The organism is Enterobacter ludwigii (assembly GCF_001750725.1).
In the GTDB taxonomy this organism is placed as follows: domain Bacteria; phylum Pseudomonadota; class Gammaproteobacteria; order Enterobacterales; family Enterobacteriaceae; genus Enterobacter; species Enterobacter ludwigii.
On the sequence record NZ_CP017279.1, the window covers coordinates 3,333,562 to 3,354,699 of the forward strand.

Here is a 21,138-nt window from a genome sequence, read left to right on the forward strand (position 1 = left end):
TTGTCCTTCGGCCAGTTTGCGAGGCGTTACGCAGGAATGAAAAGTGGGCGTCGAGCGCCGGGGGCGGCTGTGGCAGCATGATGGCAAACCGAAGGAGACAGGCATGGAAGAGACTGAACTGCTGCTACCGCGTGAAAAAATGCTGCGCTATGGCGTCACGTTGTTAAAGGACGACGAGTTGCTGGCACTCTTTTTACGCACCGGAACGCCCGGCAAAACGGTATTTACGCTGGCAAAAGAGCTCATCGACCATTTTGGTTCGCTGTATGGCTTATTGACGGCGGATCTGACGGAATTCAGGCACGTCGAAGGAATTGGCGTGGCGAAGTTCGCCCAACTGAGGGGGATTGCTGAACTGGCCCGCCGTTTTTACGACGTCCGTATGGAAGAGGAAGATCCCATACTCACCCCGGATATGACACGCGTATTTCTCCAGAGCCAGCTATCAGATTTGGAGCGCGAGATCTTTATGGTGATCTTTCTTGATAACAGGAACCGGGTACTAAAACATAGCCGTCTTTTTTCCGGAACACTGAGCCACGTTGAGGTTCATCCGCGAGAAATTGTGCGGGAAGCGATAAAAGTGAATGCAGCCGGCGTGATACTCGCGCATAATCACCCTTCTGGCTGTGCTGAACCAAGCAGAGCTGACAAAGAGATGACCGAACGCATTATCAAATGCTGTCAATTCATGGACATTCGTGTGCTCGACCATCTGATAATTGGTCGCGGCGAGTACATTTCTTTTGCAGAACATGGCTGGATTTAGGCTATTTCTCGCGATCCATCGGGATCTTTGTCTGTTCGGGACTTGAGCACACCGCCGAGTCAGCGTATACTACGCCACCTTTGAGAATCTCGGGTTTGGCATTTGGGCCTGGCAATCGAGAGTTCAATAGAACTATGCGATGACCGGGCTGTAAAGCCTGACGAGGCGCCGATACCCCATACGAAGCTCGAGCTAATTTGATTTTTGGAGAATAGACATGTCCCGAGTCTGCCAAGTTACTGGCAAGCGTCCGGTGACCGGTAACAACCGTTCCCACGCACTGAACGCGACTAAACGCCGTTTCCTGCCGAACCTGCACTCTCACCGTTTCTGGGTTGAGAGCGAGAAGCGTTTTGTCACCCTGCGCGTATCTGCTAAAGGTATGCGTGTAATCGATAAGAAAGGCATTGATACAGTTCTGTCCGAACTGCGTGCCCGTGGCGAAAAGTACTAAGTACTTAAAGAGGAAATAAATCATGGCTAAAGGTATTCGCGAGAAAATCAAGCTGGTTTCTTCTGCTGGTACAGGTCACTTCTACACCACCACGAAGAACAAACGTACTAAGCCGGAAAAACTGGAACTGAAAAAATTCGATCCAGTTGTACGCCAGCACGTACTGTACAAAGAAGCTAAAATCAAATAATTTTAGCCTCCTTGTATTGAAAAACCCCGCAACTGCGGGGTTTTTTGCATTCTGCATCTTACTCCGGAGGAACCATGCCTGAATTACCTGAGGTAGAGACCAGCCGCCGCGGTATTGAGCCGCATCTGGTCGGCGCGACTATTCTTCATGCTATCGTTCGCAACGGTCGCCTGCGTTGGCCGGTGTCCGATGAAATTCATGCCTTAAGCGATAAACCGATTCTCAGCGTCCAGCGTCGCGCCAAATATCTGCTGCTGGAGCTGCCCGACGGCTGGATTATCATCCATCTCGGTATGTCTGGTAGTCTGCGCATCCTTACCGAAGAACTGCCCGCGGAAAAGCATGACCATGTCGATCTGGTGATGAGCAACGGTAAAGTGCTGCGTTACACCGACCCACGACGCTTTGGCGCATGGCTGTGGACCAAAGAGCTTGAAGGACACAGCGTTCTGGCGCATCTGGGGCCAGAGCCGCTCTCAGAGGCATTTAACGCGGAATACCTGAAAGCGAAGTGTGCAAAGAAGAAAACCCCGATCAAACCGTGGCTGATGGACAATAAGCTGGTGGTGGGAGTAGGGAATATTTATGCCAGCGAATCGCTGTTTGCCGCCGGGATCCATCCCGATCGGCTGGCCTCATCGCTGTCATCTCAGGAGTGTGAACTGCTGGTCCGGGTGATTAAAGCGGTGCTGTTGCGTTCTATTGAGCAAGGGGGGACCACCCTGAAGGACTTCCTGCAGAGCGACGGTAAACCCGGCTATTTTGCCCAGGAGCTGCAGGTATATGGCCGTAAGGGTGAGCCGTGCAGAGTCTGTGGGACACCGATTATTGCAACGAAGCACGCTCAGCGCGCCACGTTCTATTGCCGTCAGTGCCAGAAATAGGGCTACTTTAATTTTTCCATCAACGCCTGATGGACGTTAGCCGGCAGGAAATGGGTCACGTCACCGTGATGACGCGCCACCTCTTTGACCAGCGAAGAAGAGATAAACGACCACTCTTTGGAGGGCATCAGGAACACGCTCTCCAGCTCTGGCATCAGGTGGCGGTTCATGTGCGCCAGCTGCATTTCGTATTCGAAGTCAGCCACCGCGCGTAACCCACGGATCAAAATGTTAGCCTGCCGGGCACGGGCGAAGTTGGCCATCAGATCGCTGAAGCCCACCACCTCAACGTTTGGCAGATGTGAGATAGCGTCAGTGGCAAGTGCAACGCGCTCATTGAGGTCGAACATGGGTTTCTTACTGGGGCTGGCGGCGATCGCCAGAATCACCTTATCAAACATGCATGCCGCACGGGTGATGATGTCAAGATGACCGTTGGTGATGGGATCAAAGGTACCCGGATAAATCGCTTTTGTGCTCATGGCTCACGTTTTCTCTGAGTAGCCGCGGCAAAGCGCCCACAGCTCGGTGTATTTGTTGAAAGTATACTGGGCATTCACCACCGCCAGTAACCACCCCTGTTTACCGTCCAGCACGCCGCCTCGCAGCAGCAGCGTTTTCAGAAATGCCCCCAGCGTGTGGGTGAAAATACCGGTCAGCGTGGCCTTCTTGCCGCGCAGGTGGCGCTCATGCGCCCATGCGGTGGCATAGTTAAGCTGTTTGCGCTGGAAGCTGGCGAAATCCCGGCAGGTCAGATGCAGCAGATCGCCCGTCAGAGGAATGACGGGGGCGCTGTCGCATGCCAGGGATTCATGGACCAGATTATCGTTGTACTGATATCGCTCACGCTCGTAGAGGCGCATTACGCGATCTGGATACCAGCCGCTGTGGCGCATAAAGCGGCCAAGAAAATAGTTGCGACGTGCAATGCTGTATACCGCGCCAGGCTGAGGTGCTGCCAGCACCGCCTGAATGGCCTGGCGGAGCTCAGGTGTGATGCGCTCGTCAGTGTCCAGCATCAGCACGTAATTGCCAGTAGCATAGCGCTGCGCGCGCTGTCGCTGGATGCCGTAGCCTTGCCAGTCGGTATCGATAAAGACCTTTGCACCCGCGGCACGGGCGACATCCACCGTGTTGTCCTCGCTGCCGGAGTCGAGAAGGACAATTTCGTCAGCCCAGGCGACGGAGGCCAGGCAGTCCGGAAGCAGGTCGGCGGCGTTTTTGGCGATCATCACGACCGACAGACGCGTTGACATTAGTGGCTCCGCTGAGGCAGATAAGGTTGCAGAAGTTGCAGCAGACGAGTGAGTGCGCCCTGGTTCTGATGCAGCACTTCGACAGCATGGCGACCATACCAGAGGCGGTAGTCTTCGTCGGTCAGAAGGGTTGAGACCTCTTTGACCACCGAGTCCGCGTCGGTCACGGTAATTAACCCGTCGGCTTGCTGCAATTTAGCGCAGATATCTTTGAAGTTAAACGTGTGTGGGCCCATCAGCACCGGAATGGCGTGTGCGGCCGGCTCAAGCGGATTATGGCCGCCGCGCTCCACAAGGCTGCCGCCAACAAAAGCCAGATCGGCAATGCCGTAAAGCAGCATCAGCTCGCCCATTGTATCGCCAATCACCACCTGAGTGCTGCCGGAGGGGATCTCACCGCTGCTGCGCAGGGTAAAGCTGAAGCCGCCTTTCTGCACCATCTCACGCGCATCTTTAAAACGTTCGGGGTGACGGGGGACCAGAATCAGCAGCAAATCGGGGAATTTTTCCAGCAGCTTACGATGGGTCTGCAGGATAATGGCTTCTTCGCCGTCATGAGTGCTGGTTGCAATCCACACCTGGCGACGCGGTGCCCACTGGCGACGTAGCGTAATCGCACGGGCGGCGAGTTCAGGCGTGACGGAGATATCGAACTTCAGGCTACCCGTCACCGCAAGCTGGTTGCGTTTCAGGCCCAGAGCGAGAAAGCGCGCCGCGTCTTCTTCATTCTGCGCGGCAATCAGCGTAATTCGGCTGAGCAGGCGGCGCATAAATTTACCTAACTTGCCGTAACCTTTCGCCGAGCGCTCTGAAAGGCGCGCGTTGGCAATCACCAGCGGAATTTTACGGGCATGCAGGGCGGAAATCATATTTGGCCACAGCTCGGTTTCCATGACGATCACCAGTTTCGGGCGAACGGTATTCAGGAAGCGGTTCATGGCGCAAGGCAGGTCGTAAGGCAAATAGACGTGTTGAACGTCTTTACCGAACGCCGATAATGCGCGTTCAGACCCCGTCGGCGTCATGGTCGTGACCGTGATCGGCAGTGACGGATAGCGGTGACGAAGGGCGCGAACCAGCGGGATCGCCGCCAGCGTTTCGCCCACAGAAACGGAATGCAGCAAAATACCGTCCGGCACGACTTTATTGCGGCAGTAACCATAGCGTTCAGCCCAGCGTTTACGATACGCAGGCGCTTTACGGCTACGAAGCAACAGTCGCAGCCACACCAGTGGCTGGATGATGTAGAGCAGGGCGGTATACAACAATTCCAAGCGATTATCCGTTTTTTAGTTTCGGCGGGGAAATTCTAAGCATTTAAGCCGGGTAAAGCTATCTCTTATGCCAGATACCGTTTTAAACGGAAGTAGCGTCGGCCCAGGCGCCAGCGCAAACGGGGGCTTTTGGCACTTTTCCAGATAAGCCTCCAGATACCCGTGTCGAAGAACTCTTTTATTATCATCGACTTCTTCTGTACATCCTTCATATTGTCGAAGGTATGAATGATCCCAAGCCCCTCTTTGGCGATTTGCCAGTGGCAGGCGGGGATATCTTTCACTTTTTCCGGGTAACGCTGGTTGATGGCATCCAGCATCTGCAGAATTTTCATGTAATGGCGCGCCGAGCGAATCAGCGTGTCATCATTGTCCGGCATATGAGAAACCGATGCGGAGTGAATGTAATAGTCGTAAAAACGTTCACTGGTGTATTGCACGCGGTCAGCTGCGAGCAAGACTTCGGTAGTCCACGGGATATCCTGATGACGCAGGCCGGGCTCAAAACGAAAACCGTTCTGACGAATAAAGTCGTGGCGATAGATATTCAGCCAGGTCACATGCAGAAACTTGCGTGAGTCGAGCGCTTTTTTTAACCAGGCCGCACCGGTCATGACACCTGTCGAGGCCAGCTTGTCTTCCGGGAAAATCGGCCGTGAAGGCTTCTTATTGTTTTCCCAGACGTAGTTTCCGTTGCAGGTGGCGACATCCAGATTCTGCGTGACGGCCATATCAAGCAAGCGCTGATACATGCCGGGCTTAAAGACATCATCAATATCCGGGAAAGAGAGATATTGGCCGGTAGCGACGGCCAGACCGGTATTGCGCGCAATGGATACACCCTGATTTTCCTGTTCGATAACCTGCATTTGCGGCAGTTTTTCACGCCAGGTTTCGACTATCTGCATCGAACTGTCCGTGGAGCCATCATTGACGATGATGACTTCCATACTGTCGATCTGTTGATTCGCAAGGCAGGTAAAGAACTGATCCAGGAAAGCTTCGCCGTTATAAACGGCAACCACCACGCTTAATAATGGCGCTGAATTTTGCATAAGAAACCTGATTATTATTGATTGTCTACCAACGCAACATATTGCTGGCAAATGGCATTTATCCCGAACGACGCGATCGTTGCGCTATCAACGACAGGCGGGGAGGTATAGAGATCGGCCAGTGTTTTCGCCAGTGATTCGTCATTCATCTCCGACAGCCCGCGCGCCAGCGTACCCGTGAGGATTTCAGCGGGCCCGCCAGGACAGTTCGTACTGACAGGTGGCGTCTGGCAGATGATGGATTCTACCAGTACGTTACCAAAACCTTCACAGTCAGAACTTAACACTAAAAGCCGTGCGCCTTTAATCCACGGATAAGGGTTGGACTCGAAGGGGCGGAAAATAACCTCGTCTTCGATCCCGAGTTCTTTCGCTAACTGTTTAAGCTGTTGAATTTTGGTGTCAGAACCGTTGCCCATCATCACCAGCGATGCGTCTATTTTGCTCTGCGCATAGGCACGCAGAAGGCGGTCGTGGCGTTTATGTTCATGAAAACGACCCACGTGAATAATGTAATCCTGCCCCTGCATCTCAAAAGGCGCATCCGCCAGACGCTGGATTTCAGGAATATCAAAGGGATTATGGATAACCGCTTTGCGACGAAGGTCGATGGACAGCGTCTCTGAGAGATCTTTCAGCACGGCGGCGGAGACGGCGACAACGTTTCGGTTTTCGTAGGTATGACGAATTTTGTAATGCTTAAACCAGCGTGAAAGGCCGTGGCGATGACGCAGGTAGGAGAATGAGAACATGCCATGCACGCAGAACCAGACCTTATCGCGATCCAGCGCACGACTGTGCGCCACAATACGATCGGTTTTATGCAGGTGCGAGAATATGACGTCGAACTTCCCGCTGCGCTCAGCCTGCTCAATGGCATTGTCCAGCAGTTGCGCCCGGCGCGGGATCTCGGTGAGCTTTCTCCAGGGCTTTTTACTCGTATCCTGAATGACCTGATAATCAATGCCTGCCGGGATGGCGTAGTCGCACACCTTTCGCAGGGAGAAAAGGGAGACCTGATGCCCCATTTCTATCAATCCGCTGGAGAGGGTGAGAACCGTTTTTTCGGCTCCTCCACCGGGCAAACCATCAATAATCATTAGGATGCGCATTTTTAATCCAGTAATTTTTGATAAAGCGAAATAAGCTGACTTGATAATTTTTCTGGGGTCGCTTCTTTTACGCGCTCACGCGCTGCCCGCCCCATATCGTTATTCTTATCCAAAGATGGAAGGGTCATGACTGCCTCCTTCAATCTGCTGATATCAAGTGCATCACAGTAAAAGCCATTCTGACCTTGCTCAATAAACTCTGCACCACCGCAACTCACTGAAGTAATGACGGGCAAACCGCAGGCCATCGCTTCAAGAATGACGTTTGGAAAAGGATCATACAGCGTTGGCAGCAGTAATCCATCGGATACCTGGTAAAATGGCAGTGTCTCTTTTTGCATCCCCAGGAAGCGAATTTGCCCCTCACAGCCCAATGAACGGGCGAGGGCACGGTAACGACTTTCTGCTTTATCCTGTCCAACCACAATCAGCCACGCGGGTGTGCCCGCGATAGCGCGGATAGCGCTGGCCAGTCCCTTACGTTCAAAACCTGACCCGACGAAACACAACACCACGGCATCGACAGGCAATCCGAGCTGCCGACGCAGTGCAGCGCGCTGTCCTTCGGTTGCCGGAACGAAGCGGCTGGAATCAATTGAATTATAAATCACATGTATCTTTTTTGCGTCAATATCAAAGTCTTCGATGATTTCGCGTTTGATCATCTCCGCGTTGCAGATAACGGCTTTCAATTCAGGAGCCTGATACATTTCACGTTCGACGTGCATGACGTAGCGATGGTAGCGATCGTGCATCAGAAGTTGTGCACGCCAGGCAGGCAGAATGCGCGCACGCTGCAGCAGCCAACGCCGGTGCACGCCATCCCCTGCGCGGTAAATATCGCAGCCAGGAATACGCTCGTGGCTCTGCACAATGTCAAACTGCTGCTGTTCCCACAGCGCACGCGCGGCATGTGCAAACCCGCGTTCGCGACTGATTCGGCCCCATTTACGCGGGTCGCAAATATGGATATGCCAGTCGTCCTGCTTCTCCCCCTGCCACTCACGCGTGATGACGTTGAGCTCCAGGTTTTGGTTGCTCAGTGCGGTAAGTGCGCGGGAAACGAAGCGTTCCGCCCCGCCATCAGGACGGTATTTTTGGCGAACAATCGCTAAACGATGGTGTTTCATTACAGGTATCTCCTGGCGGCGGAGACCACGACATCAACGGGAATGGCGTCGAGATAGCGTTCAGTTGTTTTGGTATCAATGGCGTCCGGGTCGGGAAGTGGGCCAAAATCGCCAGCCCAGATGACTTCACCGTTGACCTGCCATGGCGACCAGAACACCCGTTTTGACGGGCCGAAGAGAGCAATGCACGGCGTCTGAAGCGCGGCGGCCATGTGCATCGGAACGGAATCGACGCCAATAAAGAGGCGTGCATGATCGATAAGTGATGCCAGCTGGCGCAACGTGAGTTGACCGGCCAGTGAGACTACGCCCGTTTTTGGCGCCGCGGCGAGAATGCGGTCTATCATCGCCAGCTCTTTTTTATCCGGGCCTGCGGTGAGAACCACTGTGTGGCCATCCTGCTGGAGTGCCGTGATGGTTTGCGCCATCTTGCCTTCGTCCCAGCACTTAAAGAACCAGCGTGACGTTGGCTGGATCACCACGTAGTTATCAGCCACACCCTGTTGCGTCAGTAGCTGGCGCGCACGATCCCAGTCCTCTGCGCGGTAGGCCATAGTGACGTCTGGCTGAGCCGGGACGGGCAACGGTGAAAGAATAGAAAGATTTTGCTCAACGGTATGGAGCGACGGGTGATTGGCGACGGAAACCAAATCGGTATGACAAAAACGCCAGAACGCGTTTTTTCGCTTGTTAAACGCGAACCCGAGGCGTACTGGCGCGCCGGTGAAACGGGTGACAATGGCGCTACGCCACTGATCGGCAAGGTTAATCACCAGATGATAACGCTGCGCTCTTAAGGCACAGAGTAACTGCCACTCTTTTTGCAAATGTTTCAGGGTGCCGAGCTGCTTCCATTTACGATCTATACCGTAGATGGTGCCGATCGCCGGATGCGCGGCGAGCATATCGCGTGTCTCTTCATAAAGAAGAACATCGATTTGCGCCGTGGGCCATTTTTGACGTAACGAATTAATGACCGGAGTTGTGAGTAACATGTCGCCATGATGTCGAAGTTTGATAAGTAAAATACGTAAATCAGGCGTGTCGAGTAGGTTAATCATCATCATCTTATCAGCGGTATACTGTCAGCAATTCTAATAGACCTGATGGCGACTTGCACTCTTTCTCCATAATGTCAGGAATTTCCCTGGAAGGGTTTACTCCTGCTTCGCAGAGTGCGTAACATAGCCCTCACTCTTACGTCTTACGGACTCATTATGAAAAAACCAGCGTTTATCATCACCATTGATACAGAAGGCGATAATCTCTGGCAAAACCACCGTGTTATCAAAACGGAAAACGCACGCTACCTGGCACGATTTCAGGCGCTATGCGAGCGTTTTGGTTTTAAGCCGGTCTGGCTGACCAACTATGAGATGGCGATCGAACCGGTTTTCATTGAGTTCGCAAAAGATGTGATTGCCCGCCGCCAGGGCGAGGTTGGCATGCATCTTCATGCGTGGAACAGCCCACCTGAACATGACCTCACCGGTGATGACTGGCGCTGGCAACCTTATCTGATTGAGTTTTCAGATGAAATTATGAGCGAGAAAGTGCTTTTTATGACGCACTTACTGGAAGAGACCTTCCAGACCAAAATGCTGAGCCACCGTGCCGGGCGTTGGGCGTTTGATCGTCGCTACGCAAACTTGCTGATAGAGCTGGGTTATCAGGTTGACTGTTCCGTCACCCCACGGGTGAACTGGCGAAATGCCAAAGGGGCGCCGCAGGGTCACGGAGGAACGAATTATCAGCATTTCCCCGACCATGCCTACTTTATCGATACAGAGGATATTTCCCGCCCGGGAAAGAGCCCTTTGCTCGAAGTGCCGATGAGTATTCAGTATAAACACCCGGCCTGGCTGAACACCGTTAAACAGGGCTACGATCGGCTGCGTGGGAAATACCGTTCCCCGTCAGTTAACTGGCTGCGTCCGTCAGGTGGAAATGCGTCTGAGATGATTAAGGTCGCACAACAGTGCTTGTCGCAGGGCAATGATTATGTGGAGTTTATGCTCCATTCTTCAGAATTTATGCCCGGCGGAAGTCCTACGTTCAAAGATGATGCGGCCATTGAAGGGTTGTACCAGGATTTGGACCAGTTGTTTACATGGCTGTCGGACAAGACGGTGGGGATGACGCTGGCGGAGTTTTATCAACACCAGAAATAATAATGCCCGCCAGGCGGGCATTATTTATCATCGTTGTTTTGTCTGAGAGAAAGGTGTACTCAGAGCAAACAGGATCATAAAGAATATCAATGCCTCCGAACTCAACAATATGACGTCTGTCAGGCCATAGAGCAATAATAGAAGCATGGCAGTTAATAGCAGTGCATTTTTGTTTCTGATGGCGTAGCCAATCATCGACATGAAGAAAAAGAGCAGTATTGCCAGGCCAGGTATTCCTTGTAATGAATACTTTTCAATAAACTCATTGTGTAGATGAATTCTAATATACCCGAGTGCTGCAGAGAGATGCTGGTGCCCGTCGTTGACATAGCGCGTTGTCCATGCTTCCCGATTTTCAACTGACTGCCCCAATGGATGTGCAAAGCCATTTTGAATTCCAACGGTCCACATGGAAAAACGTGCGCCCAAAGAAGTGCCATCGTATCCTTTCTGATAGTTCTCAAGTTCAATTTGAGTTTGCGTTATCTTCGGTGAAATCAGAGGCTTGTAGCTAACGACGACAATACCCGCCACAATGCATAAAAAAATCAGGGTTGATTTCAGATGAATTTTTCCGAAATGAAGTAGTGTCATTACGATGGCAAGAAGTAAATAGAGCCCCATAGCAACACGCGTTCCGGTTAAAAGAATAATAAAGAACGAGATCAAAATGGTAAAACTGGCAATGATATAGAACTTTACATTTTTCTGGAGGTAAAGACTGTACACAAAGGCAAGTGACAGCACGGAGTAAACATAGGCAGAGACCGTGGCTCGATTGATTGCCATTTCAACACGAGCCATACCTTGTGATGCCTGCCACAATCCATAACCGGTTGCGAGAGCAAATCCTGTCGCAGTTGCTAAAAGAAAATATTTCTTAAAGCTTTCTCTGTCGATATAAGCTTTAAAACGGTCAATATAGAAAACGAGAATACTCGCCAAAAGTAATTTTTTACTTGCACCGAGATAATCGCTGTACATGTTTAAGCCTTCGTTATGGTACTCGTAGACCATATACCAGGCAAAGTTTAGTAATCCGATAAGAAGTATGGGAAGTGCTATTGAGAATGGTTTTAGCGTAATTTTTTTGTACTCAAACGCTAAACCGAGGATAGCGATATAAATTGCAATATAGAAAAACTCACGTTGCTTCCCTGAATTGACTAATGCAAGCATCAAAGAGATGAAACTCAGAAAAAGTGTCAGTTGATAAAGTCGAAGTTTTATTTTTTCCATAATGCCTTAATAACCCTTTTCTTATAACTAAACCGAATATGAGTGTCCATAAAGAACGAAAGCGAATAAAGCTGGCTTACCCGAGTTTTTACTAAATGTAAGTGCGGTGTCGAGAGATACTTTTTATGGTTACTGTATATATCAAACCAGTGACAATTGATGAGATGTTTAAAACTGCGCGGGAAGGTTTCTTCCATGCGAAGCGTGCAATCAACAAGTGAGGTGATTTTGCTGACGTCAAGATCGCTGGATAAGCTTCCATGACGTTTGATGTAATAATAATGCCCCTGACGCTGATAAAATATTTTATGCGCTTGCATAATCATTCCGGGGAACACAGCGAAATCTTCGTAACAGACCATCGAAGGTATAGGGTTAGCTTTATACAGGTCTTTGTGAATAAATTGGCCGATCAGATGTGCCTGGAAGTCTTTATGTCGCAAAAAACGGGAGATCGCGTCTTGTTGCGAGATTGCCACAGGGTCGAAACCCTGCCAGGTTGAGGTGATCTTTTGAATATCACGAATTTCACATAAGCGCGTCAGTAGCATATCTGGACGCTGTGCTTGCAGAAAATCCACGGCATCCCGAATGCTGCCCGGTTTTAGCCGGTCATCGCTGTCCAGCATCGTAATATAGTCCCCTGATGCCAGCGCAACAGCACTGTTTCGGACCTGACCCACGTTACGGTAATCTACACATCGCGTTGTTGCATGAGGTAATTGTGGTAACCACGCTTCAATAATATCCTGTGTGCCATCATCTGAGCTGTCATTAAAGATGATGATCTCAACAGCATCGCCTGCACTACCAATCGCATTCTGCAGGCTTTCTAAAGTGGCATGAAGGGTATCTTCGGCATTATGCGCGGCAATAATGATGCTTAGAAAAGCCATACAAATTAGTTTCCCTGGGCATCAGTGAGAGATGTGATTGTGTTAGCTTTTGGTAATTCGCGAATAAAATCTTTAAGCTCACGTAGTGATTCGTCTGTCACAGCGAAAAGTTCTTCCCGATCTTGTGAGAAATAGTAGCGTGTTTCAAATACATACGAGCAAACATGCGCATCATTCCCAATCAGCAATACTTTGCCAAGCGGACGTTGTTCATAATGGCAGCAAGGGCCAAACAGCAACACCACCGGGACGCCCACCGCATCGGCAATGTAGATATTCCCTGAATCTGACGCAATATAACAATCCATTTTGGATATCGCCCACGGTAGCTCTTCAAGCGATATTTTGCCAATGAGGTTGATAAAATTGGGAATTTCACCGTAAGCGCGGGTGATGTCATCCATCCATGGCTGTTCGTTCGGTGCGCCAAAAACATAAAACTCGCAGGGCAGGTCGGCAAGATGATCGACAATACGTTTCCAGATTGCCGGGGGAACCGTCTTTGCTTTGTTACCGGCAGAAATGCTGATACCAATTCGGATAACCCCGGGTTTATCGAGAATTTGTGGGTAAACCGCAGGCTTGAACAGGGGCTTTGTGGCGTGCTTGGGTGCGTCCTGCCAGGTGAGCGCGCGATCGGCGAGCTTGAGATAGTTAGTGACGGACAGCGTCTTTTTGCCATGCTCAACGGTACCATCAGCCGTGGCATAAAAAATTCCGTGATACCACCTGCGTGTATAAGTGCTTAAAAATTGTTTGTTTTTTGCATTACAGGCTGAAGCGAAAAAGAGATTCACACTGTTGGGCTGCAGCAGATAGACATTGTCGTAGCGATTCATGATCCGGCAGGCGAAGCAGAGCTTACGCCACAGGTTGCGCTTTTGCTGCTCCACAAAAAAGATCTCTTCGATACTGTCGTCATGCTGAGCCAATGCGTTAACGCTGCGGCTGATCAGCACATCGCTTTTTTGCAGATACGCCAGTAGAGGCGTTGCATTGATAAAGTCACCGATTTTGGCTGTCTGAATGACAAGGTTTCTGCCCGTGTCTTTGCGAAACAGCTTCCGGATGAGTTTCACCGGAAAAAGTAAAATCAGCAGAAATACATAACTCATGGGTTAAATATCCCTGTTAGAAAGCCGATGGCTGCCCTGTAAAAACGAAAAAATCGCATCTGCGGTAATGTCTCTCATCTGCTGCGTCGGACTGACCATTTGATGCTGGTTTTTACCGTACCCCCCAATCAGTCCCGGGTCGGTCGGACCGAAGAGGGTGATATTGGGGCGGTCCAGCGCTGCGGTTAAATGGCTTAATCCGGTATCCACGGATACGACGGCGTTGGCGCCTGCCAGTTGCGCGGCAACCTGAGCCAGCGTGAGTTTAGGTAACACTTCCACATTTGAAAAACCCGCGGCCAAACGCTCTGCGCGTTGCCTTTCGTGTTCTGCGCCCCACGGGAGTTTAATATGGATGCCGGTCGGTTGCATTAGCTCAATGAGTCTTCGCCAGTGTGATTCCGGCCAGTGCTTATCATCGCGCGTTGTGGCATGCAGAAAGACCAGATAGGGCGGTGTGTGCGTCTTCGCATCGCGCAAAAAATGTTGCGCAATAGCGTAATCACCCTGCGTGTCCGGTTTTGCATAGCCGAGGCTTTTCGCAAACAGCTCGCGGGTGCGCTCCACGGCGTGCTGCTGTTTCGCGATATGGTGGCGGCGATTATAGAACAGGCTCGCCAGCGGCTCGCGGGCGGTTTGCCAGTCCATACCGTGCTTTACGCCATGTGCCAGACGCGTGACCAGCGCGGCGCTTTTGACCAGACCCTGTGCGTCAATGATGGCATCGTAACGCTGCGCTTGCACCGCATCACGGAAGGCTTGACGTTCAACCTTAATCGGTGCTGAGAACCACGCTTTACGCCAGCGGCGGATAGCAACCGGGATCACGCGGTCTACTGCTTCATGCCAGGTGGGGATCTGTGCGAAGCCCTCCTCCACCACCCAGTCAAAACGAATGCCGGGAATGGCCTGCATGGCGTCGGTGAGCGACGGCAGAGTATGCAGGACATCGCCCATGGAAGAGGTTTTAACGATCAATACCCGCATCCGTTATCCTTCTTCACTCAACAGCAGCTCGTTGAGCTCTTCAAGGACACACTCGGGCGTGATGTCGATCAGGCTCTGGTGATAGCCTTCAGCCGCATCGCCTTTTCGCACCTTGTGATAACCGCTGATCAGACGTATGACGCGCGCTTTATGAGAAAGCGGTGGCGTAAAGTCAGGGCTGCTGGGGCCATACAGAGCAACCAGCGGCCGGTTGAGCGCAGCGGCGACGTGCATCAGGCCTGAGTCGTTGGTGACGACGGCTTTACAGGCGGCAAGTAAAACTACTGCCTGTTCCAGCTGGGTTTCCCCTGCCAGATTACGGCACCATGCCTGCTGTTCTGTATTCAGCGAAGCCAGAATTTCGTTACCCGCCTCGTGGTCTTTCGCCGAGCCAAACAACACGACCTGATTACCTTCATCGATCAGCTGTTTTGCCAGCTCAGCGTAATGATAATGCGGCCAGCGTTTTGCCGGGCCGAACTCTGCTCCCGGGCAGAAACCGATCATAGGGCGTTCTGATGAAATTCCAAACGCGTTGCAGGTGTGGGATTTCTCACCGTCGTTGACCTGGAGCTGGGGCCAGAGCAGCGGTTGCGGCAGATCTTTTGCGCTGCGCATCACGCCTTTGTCATAGGCCAGCGCGACGTAGCGCTCGACCATAAGTGGCCAGGCGTCTTTATCGAGCACGCGCGCGTCGTTCAGCAGACCGTAGCGCATTTCTCCACGCCAGCCGGTGCGATGGGGGACGCCCGCAAAGAAGGGTACAAGGGCTGATTTAAAGGAGTTAGGCAGGACATAGGCGCGGTCATAGCGCTTTTCGCGCAGGCTATGGCCGAGCTTGCGACGTTCACCAATTTCCAGCGCGCCGTGGCCGAGCGGCATTGGGATCGCCTCGTTAACTTCCGGCATACGCGATAACAACGGACGGCACCAGGCAGGTGCCATCACGTCAATTATCGCCTGGGGATAACGCGCCTTGAGCGTGCGATAGAGACTTTGCGACATCATCATGTCGCCCACCCATGACGGGCCGATCACCAGAATTTTCATACTTACGCGTCGCGGTTCAGCCAGGCCATATATTCCGTTACGCCTTCGGCAACGGTCTTGAACGGTTTGTCGTAACCCGCTGCACGCAGGTTGGTCAAATCCGCCTGCGTGAAGGCCTGGTAACGACCTTTCAGTTTGTCCGGGAACGGAATGTATTCAATGCTGCCTTTTTTGTGGTACGCCAGGGTGGCGTCCGCCACGGCCTGGAAGGATTCCGCACGGCCTGTCCCCAGGTTAAAGATACCGGAGACGCCGTTTTCCCAGAACCACAGGTTCACTGCCGCCACGTCGCCTACGTAGACGAAGTCACGCTTGAAGCCGTCACTGCCTTCAAACAGTTTCGGGCTTTCGCCATTGTTCAGCTGCGTGTTCAGGTGGAACGCGACGCTCGCCATGCTCCCTTTGTGGCCTTCGCGCGGTCCGTACACGTTGAAGTAACGGAAACCCACAATCTGGGAATTGGCTTCAGGCAGAACCTGACGCACGTATTCATCGAACAGGAATTTGGAGTAGCCATAGACGTTCAGCGGCTGCTCATATTCGCGGGATTCGATGAAGTCTGACGTACGGCCACCGTAGGTTGCTGCAGAAGAGGCGTACAGGAACGGAATTTCACGCTCCAGGCAGTAATGCAGGATCTCTTTAGAGTACTGATAGTTATTGTCCATCATGTACTTGCCGTCCCACTCGGTGGTGGAAGAGCATGCACCTTCGTGGAAGATGGCTTCGATCTCGCCGAACTCTTCACCTGCCATAATCTGGATAAGGAAGTCTTCTTTATCCATATAGTCAGCGATGTTCAGATCCACCAGGTTTACAAACTTGGTGCCGTCTTTCAGGTTGTCCACCACCAGAATGTCGGTGATGCCTTTGTCATTGAGGGCCTTAACAATGTTGCTGCCGATAAAGCCCGCGCCGCCGGTAACGATGATCATAACTGTAACCTTTGAAGTGTGGAGTCCGGGGACAATCCCGGACGCTAATGTTCTTATCATATCATTAGTATGGCTGCCCTTCAGCCATTCACCGACATAGCGCAAGGGTACACGTGATTTATGCTGCAAAAACGAGAAGAGATAATGTGTCATCTCGTCATGGCGGCCAGGGTTGGGTAATATGTGCCAAAATTTGCCGAGTCTGGAGAATTGCAATGCGTGGTGATTTTTACAAACAGTTAAACAGCGACCTCGACACCGCACGTGCGGAAGGGTTGTTCAAAGAAGAGCGTATTATCACGTCTGCTCAGCAGGCGGACATCACCGTTGCCGATGGCAGCCATGTGATCAACTTTTGTGCGAACAACTACTTAGGTCTTGCGAATCACCCTGAGCTGATTGCCGCGGCAAAACAAGGCATGGACACCCACGGTTTCGGTATGGCCTCCGTACGCTTTATCTGCGGTACGCAGGACAGCCATAAGCAGCTTGAGAAAAAGCTGGCGGACTTCCTGGGGATGGAAGATGCGATCCTGTACTCCTCGTGCTTCGACGCCAACGGTGGTCTGTTTGAGACGCTGCTCGGCGCAGAAGATGCCATTATCTCCGACGCCCTGAACCACGCTTCTATCATTGACGGTGTGCGCCTGTGTAAAGCGAAGCGCTTCCGCTACGCCAACAACGACATGGTTGAACTGGAAGCGCGCCTGAAAGAAGCGCGTGAAGCAGGCGCCCGCCATGTGCTGATCGCCACCGACGGCGTGTTCTCTATGGATGGCGTGATTGCCAACCTGAAGGGCGTGTGCGACCTGGCAGACAAATACGATGCGCTGGTGATGGTTGATGATTCACACGCCGTCGGTTTTGTTGGTGAGAACGGCCGTGGATCTCACGAATACTGTGACGTAATGGGTCGCGTGGACATTATCACCGGTACGCTGGGTAAAGCGCTCGGCGGCGCGTCAGGGGGTTATACTGCTGCGCGTAAAGAGGTGGTTGAGTGGCTGCGCCAGCGTTCCCGTCCGTACCTGTTCTCCAACTCGCTGGCGCCGGCGATCGTTGCCGCATCCATTAAAGTCCTGGAAATGGTGGAGTCTGGCGCTGAGCTGCGCGACCGTCTGTGGTCAAACGCCCGCCTGTTCCGTGAAAAAATGGGTGCCGCAGGGTTTACGCTCGCCGGTGCCGATCACGCCATTATCCCGGTGATGCTGGGCGATGCGGTTGTGGCGCAGAATTTTGCCCGCGAGCTGCAGAAAGAAGGAATTTACGTTACCGGGTTCTTCTTCCCGGTGGTACCAAAAGGCCAGGCGCGTATCCGCACCCAGATGTCTGCGGCACATTCGCCTGAACAAATTGAACGTGCGGTGGAAGCCTTTACCCGCATCGGCAAACAGCTGGGCGTAATTGCCTGAGGACGTGTGATGAAAGCGTTATCCAAACTGAAAGCGGAAGAAGGGATTTGGATGACCGACGTGCCGGAGCCGGAAGTCGGTCATAACGATCTGCTGATCAAAATTCGTAAAACCGCCATTTGCGGCACTGACGTTCATATCTACAACTGGGACCAGTGGTCGCAGAAAACCATTCCGGTACCGATGGTCGTGGGCCACGAATATGTCGGCGAAGTGGTGGGCATGGGTCAGGAAGTAAAAGGCTTCAACATTGGCGACCGCGTCTCGGGTGAAGGTCATATTACCTGTGGTCACTGCCGTAACTGCCGCGGTGGACGCACGCACCTGTGCCGCAACACAATCGGCGTGGGCGTGAACCGTCCGGGCTGCTTCGCAGAATACCTGGTGATCCCGGCGTTTAACGCGTTCAAAATCCCGGATAACATTTCTGACGATCTGGCCTCTATCTTTGATCCCTTCGGCAACGCGGTACACACGGCGCTCTCTTTCGACCTGGTCGGCGAAGATGTGCTGGTTTCCGGCGCGGGTCCCATCGGGATTATGGCTGCCGCGGTGGCGAAGCACGTTGGTGCCCGCAATGTGGTGATTACCGATGTGAACGAGTATCGCCTGTCTCTGGCGCGCAAAATGGGTGTGACCCGCGCGGTGGATGTCTCTAAAGAGAGCCTGAGCGACGTGATGGAAGAGCTGGGCATGACCGAAGGTTTTGACGTGGGTCTTGAGATGTCCGGCGCACCACCGGCGTTTCGCACCATGCTGGACACCATGAACCACGGCGGACGTATTGCGATGCTGGGCATTCCACCGTCTGATATGTCTATCGACTGGAACAAGGTTATCTTCAAGGGGCTGTTCATCAAAGGTATCTACGGCCGCGAGATGTTCGAAACCTGGTACAAGATGGCGGCACTGATCCAGTCTGGTCTGGACCTGTCTCCGATTATCACCCATCGCTTCTCCATCGATGAGTTCCAGGAAGGCTTTGACGCGATGCGCTCTGGCCAGTCCGGGAAGGTTATCCTGAGCTGGGATTAGTCATAAAAAAAGGGGCCTCAGGCCCCTTTTTTACTGGTTCTTCTTCTCTTCGTCTGTCAGGTAACGCACCTTTCGCGTGTAATCCTGACCTTTGAACTGCAGCTTATTGTCTGGTGACTCAAGATACTTCTGCCATTCGGACAGCGGGAAACCGCCGTGTGCGCCAATGACCTCTTTCGGTACCACAGCCTCTTGTCCGCCAATTTTCTTAGAGACCGGCCAGTTCATCCAGTCACCCAGATTGACCGTTTTCACATCCAGCATATCCAGAAGTGCGGCGAGCGGAAGCTGATCGGTTGGGGGCTGATTATCTTCCATTAGCTCCCAGGTATCCTGGAACAGGGTCAACCACAGCGGGCAAATGCGTCGCCACGTCTTTTGGGTTGCTGCGAGGAAAGCGCCGTTAACGTGATCGACAAGATAAGGGCGCACCGTCTCTTTGTAATAGGCGGGCACTTTCTCCGCGGGAGCGCCATCGAGTTTGGCGATCATCTTACCCTGACGGAAGCTGGAGTAGATGTGCATATCGGCCATGTTGATCTCAGGCATTTTGAGCAGATTGAGATCGGAGTCGATCATCAAAACGCCTTCACCCCGGGCCTGTAGCGGCGCATTGAGCTTCACCAGACGGCTAAGATAGATCTGCTTGTAGCGGTAACTCTCTTCTCGTTTAGGAAGCGTGAGTGTCACTACGCGAGTTTTAGGGGGAAGCACCCCGAAAGCAGATTCTGGCTGATCGCTGACAATCACGATCTCGCTGACGCCGGTGGCATAACGCTCAGCAAAAGTTGCCGACAGTAACGCCTCTTCAACAAAATCAGCGCCGGTGCAAGGAATGACGATGGAGTCAACGGCAACAAGATTGCCCGTTACCGGCAGGGAACGGTACGGAATGTTATGTCGTCCGGTAATATGACGATAGCGAGCGTTAAGGAATTTAAACATGTTCATCTCGTGTGATTATTTTGCGCCAAGTACCGCTTCGACGCCGCTAACATACTGTTCAATGGCATAGGTTCCACAGACATTCTGACGGGCAGCCAAAGCCAGGCGTGCGCGCAGATCGGCATCTTTCCAGATGCTCTCAAGATGCGCGGCAAGCTGTAAAACGTCGCCCCAGGGGAACAAGAGTCCCGTCGACCCTGGGTCAATTAATTCCGCTGTCCCGGTCACCTGCGAGCCAATGACAGGGATATTAAGCAACATGGCTTCCAGCACGACGCGAGGTAATCCTTCGCTCTGTGAGGCTAAAATAAAAGCGTCAAATGTCGCAAGGTAATCAAAGGGGGTATTCTGGAATCCCGTGAAGATGACCTGCTTCTCAATACCCAATGCGGTGGCCTGAGCAATTAATGCGTCGCGTTCGCCACCTTCACCGACTAACACCATCTTCCATTTTGCGTCAGGGTTCTTCTGACTGAACTGCGCCAGCGCCTCCAGAGTATGATGGTTTGCTTTGCGGGGGATCAGTGACCCCACGCTACCGAAAACGAAAGTATCGTCATCAATGTTCAGCCGCTGGCGCATTGCACGTCGGTCTGGCAGGGGCTGGTGGATGTCGATTGCATTGTTTACAGTTGTGCAGAGCTCAGGGCGAACCCCATTCTGAAGTAAAACACGCTCAACGCCGTGGGAGACCGCGATGATTTTTGTGGCATGGTCATTAACCAGCCTGACCAGCGGCGGCGTCATGACAGGTTCGATGCGGCAGTGCTGAATTAACCGCACATGCTGTTTTGCACCGGCTAAATACCCTTCTTCATTTGAGCCAGGCTGATTGTTCATATACAGCGTATCGAATCCGCCTTCACTGAGCAGCGTTGCAATTCTGCGAACATTGGGCCGAATACGCCAGAGCGTATCGATATGACGCGTAAAGGCCTTACGCCCCCGGCGCGAGAAGAAAAGGAGACTGCGGCCCAGCTCTTTCGCAAGTTTCGCCCATACGGGCTGCCGTGGCTGAGGGATCACAATTAAGGGAATGCCGATACTGTCCAGCACTTGGCCGATCGTTTGCCCTTCGGCACGGCTGTAATCACTGTAAAAACAGCAGGTGATATCAAACTTCTCGCGGTCAATCCGCTTCAGAAGTTCGAGCATGCTGTTGGTGCCACCGCCCCACTCTTTGCCGGTATCGAGGAGCAGTATTTTGTGTCGTTGCAGCATCGTTCTAC

The 21,138-nt window shown here is 52.4% G+C and carries 22 protein-coding genes; 7 read left to right on the plus strand and 15 right to left on the minus strand.

All coding sequences use genetic code 11. The annotated features are described in order from the left end of the window. The first annotated feature begins 103 nt into the window (after positions 1-103). The 4 genes from radC (at position 104) to mutM (ending at position 2,297) form a co-directional block, all read left to right on the plus strand. Positions 104-769: a RadC family protein gene (radC, locus tag BH714_RS15670; RefSeq protein WP_020882690.1), complete on the plus strand. Its 666-nt coding sequence runs from the start codon at positions 104-106 to the stop codon at positions 767-769. A 217-nt stretch (positions 770-986) separates the two neighbouring features. Next, the gene (gene rpmB / locus BH714_RS15675) at positions 987-1,223 is read left to right on the plus strand and encodes a 50S ribosomal protein L28 (protein ID WP_002436699.1); all 237 of its coding nucleotides are present in this window, start codon (positions 987-989) and stop codon (positions 1,221-1,223) included. A 22-nt stretch (positions 1,224-1,245) separates the two neighbouring features. Continuing rightward, complete coding sequence (gene rpmG / locus BH714_RS15680; protein ID WP_003024094.1) at positions 1,246-1,413, plus strand: 50S ribosomal protein L33; 168 nt, start codon at positions 1,246-1,248, stop codon at positions 1,411-1,413. A 74-nt stretch (positions 1,414-1,487) separates the two neighbouring features. After that, a complete protein-coding gene (gene mutM, locus BH714_RS15685) occupies positions 1,488-2,297 on the plus strand; it encodes a bifunctional DNA-formamidopyrimidine glycosylase/DNA-(apurinic or apyrimidinic site) lyase (protein ID WP_032679319.1) in 810 nt (269 codons plus the stop codon). A gap of 2 nt (positions 2,298-2,299) precedes the next feature. On the opposite strand, the gene coaD is transcribed toward mutM, so the two are convergent. The 7 genes from coaD to rfaQ all read right to left on the minus strand — a co-directional run bounded on the left by coaD (position 2,300) and on the right by rfaQ (position 9,191). Beyond that, positions 2,300-2,779, minus strand: coding sequence for a pantetheine-phosphate adenylyltransferase (gene coaD / locus BH714_RS15690; RefSeq protein ID WP_014168056.1), 480 nt, complete (start codon positions 2,777-2,779; stop codon positions 2,300-2,302). A gap of 3 nt (positions 2,780-2,782) precedes the next feature. Then, the gene (locus BH714_RS15695; protein WP_040018384.1) at positions 2,783-3,553 is read right to left on the minus strand and encodes a glycosyltransferase family 2 protein; all 771 of its coding nucleotides are present in this window, start codon (positions 3,551-3,553) and stop codon (positions 2,783-2,785) included. After that, positions 3,553-4,827, minus strand: a complete 1,275-nt coding sequence (waaA, locus tag BH714_RS15700) for a lipid IV(A) 3-deoxy-D-manno-octulosonic acid transferase (RefSeq protein ID WP_040018385.1) — start codon at positions 4,825-4,827, stop codon at positions 3,553-3,555. Before waaA ends, BH714_RS15695 begins: the two co-directional genes overlap by 1 nt. A 65-nt stretch (positions 4,828-4,892) precedes the next feature. Beyond that, the gene (locus BH714_RS15705) at positions 4,893-5,882 is read right to left on the minus strand and encodes a glycosyltransferase (protein WP_020882686.1); all 990 of its coding nucleotides are present in this window, start codon (positions 5,880-5,882) and stop codon (positions 4,893-4,895) included. A 14-nt stretch (positions 5,883-5,896) separates the two neighbouring features. Beyond that, on the minus strand, positions 5,897-6,994 hold the full coding sequence (locus BH714_RS15710; RefSeq protein WP_040018387.1) for a glycosyltransferase: 1,098 nt from the start codon (positions 6,992-6,994) through the stop codon (positions 5,897-5,899). A gap of 2 nt (positions 6,995-6,996) precedes the next feature. After that, positions 6,997-8,124: a glycosyltransferase family 4 protein gene (locus tag BH714_RS15715; RefSeq protein ID WP_040018388.1), complete on the minus strand. Its 1,128-nt coding sequence runs from the start codon at positions 8,122-8,124 to the stop codon at positions 6,997-6,999. Further along, positions 8,124-9,191 carry a putative lipopolysaccharide heptosyltransferase III gene (gene rfaQ, locus BH714_RS15720; RefSeq protein WP_014168062.1) on the minus strand — a complete coding sequence of 356 codons (1,068 nt, stop codon included), beginning with the start codon at positions 9,189-9,191 and terminating at the stop codon, positions 8,124-8,126. The genes BH714_RS15715 and rfaQ overlap by 1 nt, the downstream gene beginning before the upstream one ends. Positions 9,192-9,341: 150 nt before the next feature. Between rfaQ and BH714_RS15725 the strand changes: the two genes are divergently transcribed. Beyond that, entirely contained in the window at positions 9,342-10,295 is a 954-nt protein-coding gene (locus tag BH714_RS15725; RefSeq protein ID WP_040018390.1) for a polysaccharide deacetylase family protein, read from the plus strand. A 27-nt stretch (positions 10,296-10,322) separates the two neighbouring features. Here the strand turns inward: BH714_RS15725 and BH714_RS15730 are convergent, their stop codons facing one another. Genes BH714_RS15730 through rfaD form a run of 6 tightly spaced genes read right to left on the minus strand, consistent with a single transcriptional unit; the run spans position 10,323 to position 16,517 of the window. Beyond that, a complete protein-coding gene (locus tag BH714_RS15730; protein WP_032679325.1) occupies positions 10,323-11,534 on the minus strand; it encodes an O-antigen ligase family protein in 1,212 nt (403 codons plus the stop codon). Further along, positions 11,522-12,430 (minus strand): glycosyltransferase family 2 protein, encoded by a 909-nt coding sequence (locus BH714_RS15735; protein WP_040018392.1) that lies wholly within the window; start codon positions 12,428-12,430, stop codon positions 11,522-11,524. Before BH714_RS15735 ends, BH714_RS15730 begins: the two co-directional genes overlap by 13 nt. A gap of 5 nt (positions 12,431-12,435) precedes the next feature. Further along, positions 12,436-13,545: a glycosyltransferase family 9 protein gene (locus BH714_RS15740; RefSeq protein WP_040018393.1), complete on the minus strand. Its 1,110-nt coding sequence runs from the start codon at positions 13,543-13,545 to the stop codon at positions 12,436-12,438. A gap of 3 nt (positions 13,546-13,548) precedes the next feature. Further along, a complete protein-coding gene (rfaC, locus tag BH714_RS15745; RefSeq protein ID WP_040018394.1) occupies positions 13,549-14,532 on the minus strand; it encodes a lipopolysaccharide heptosyltransferase RfaC in 984 nt (327 codons plus the stop codon). 3 nt (positions 14,533-14,535) lie between these two features. Then, a complete protein-coding gene (gene rfaF, locus BH714_RS15750; protein WP_014168068.1) occupies positions 14,536-15,582 on the minus strand; it encodes an ADP-heptose--LPS heptosyltransferase RfaF in 1,047 nt (348 codons plus the stop codon). Positions 15,583-15,584: 2 nt separating this feature from the next. Then, the gene (gene rfaD / locus BH714_RS15755) at positions 15,585-16,517 is read right to left on the minus strand and encodes an ADP-glyceromanno-heptose 6-epimerase (protein WP_008502707.1); all 933 of its coding nucleotides are present in this window, start codon (positions 16,515-16,517) and stop codon (positions 15,585-15,587) included. 215 nt (positions 16,518-16,732) lie between these two features. Here rfaD and kbl point away from each other — a divergent pair, with 215 nt between their 5' ends. Both kbl and tdh read left to right on the plus strand, forming a co-directional pair. Further along, complete coding sequence (gene kbl, locus BH714_RS15760; RefSeq protein ID WP_020882676.1) at positions 16,733-17,929, plus strand: glycine C-acetyltransferase; 1,197 nt, start codon at positions 16,733-16,735, stop codon at positions 17,927-17,929. Between the two features lie 9 nt (positions 17,930-17,938). After that, entirely contained in the window at positions 17,939-18,964 is a 1,026-nt protein-coding gene (tdh, locus tag BH714_RS15765; RefSeq protein WP_020882675.1) for an L-threonine 3-dehydrogenase, read from the plus strand. Positions 18,965-18,994: 30 nt separating this feature from the next. On the opposite strand, the gene BH714_RS15770 is transcribed toward tdh, so the two are convergent. Together BH714_RS15770 and BH714_RS15775 are read right to left on the minus strand one after the other, a co-directional pair. Next, positions 18,995-19,909, minus strand: coding sequence for a hypothetical protein (locus tag BH714_RS15770; RefSeq protein ID WP_020882674.1), 915 nt, complete (start codon positions 19,907-19,909; stop codon positions 18,995-18,997). Between the two features lie 15 nt (positions 19,910-19,924). Further along, positions 19,925-21,130, minus strand: a complete 1,206-nt coding sequence (locus BH714_RS15775) for a glycosyltransferase (protein ID WP_040018395.1) — start codon at positions 21,128-21,130, stop codon at positions 19,925-19,927. Positions 21,131-21,138 lie beyond the last annotated feature (8 nt).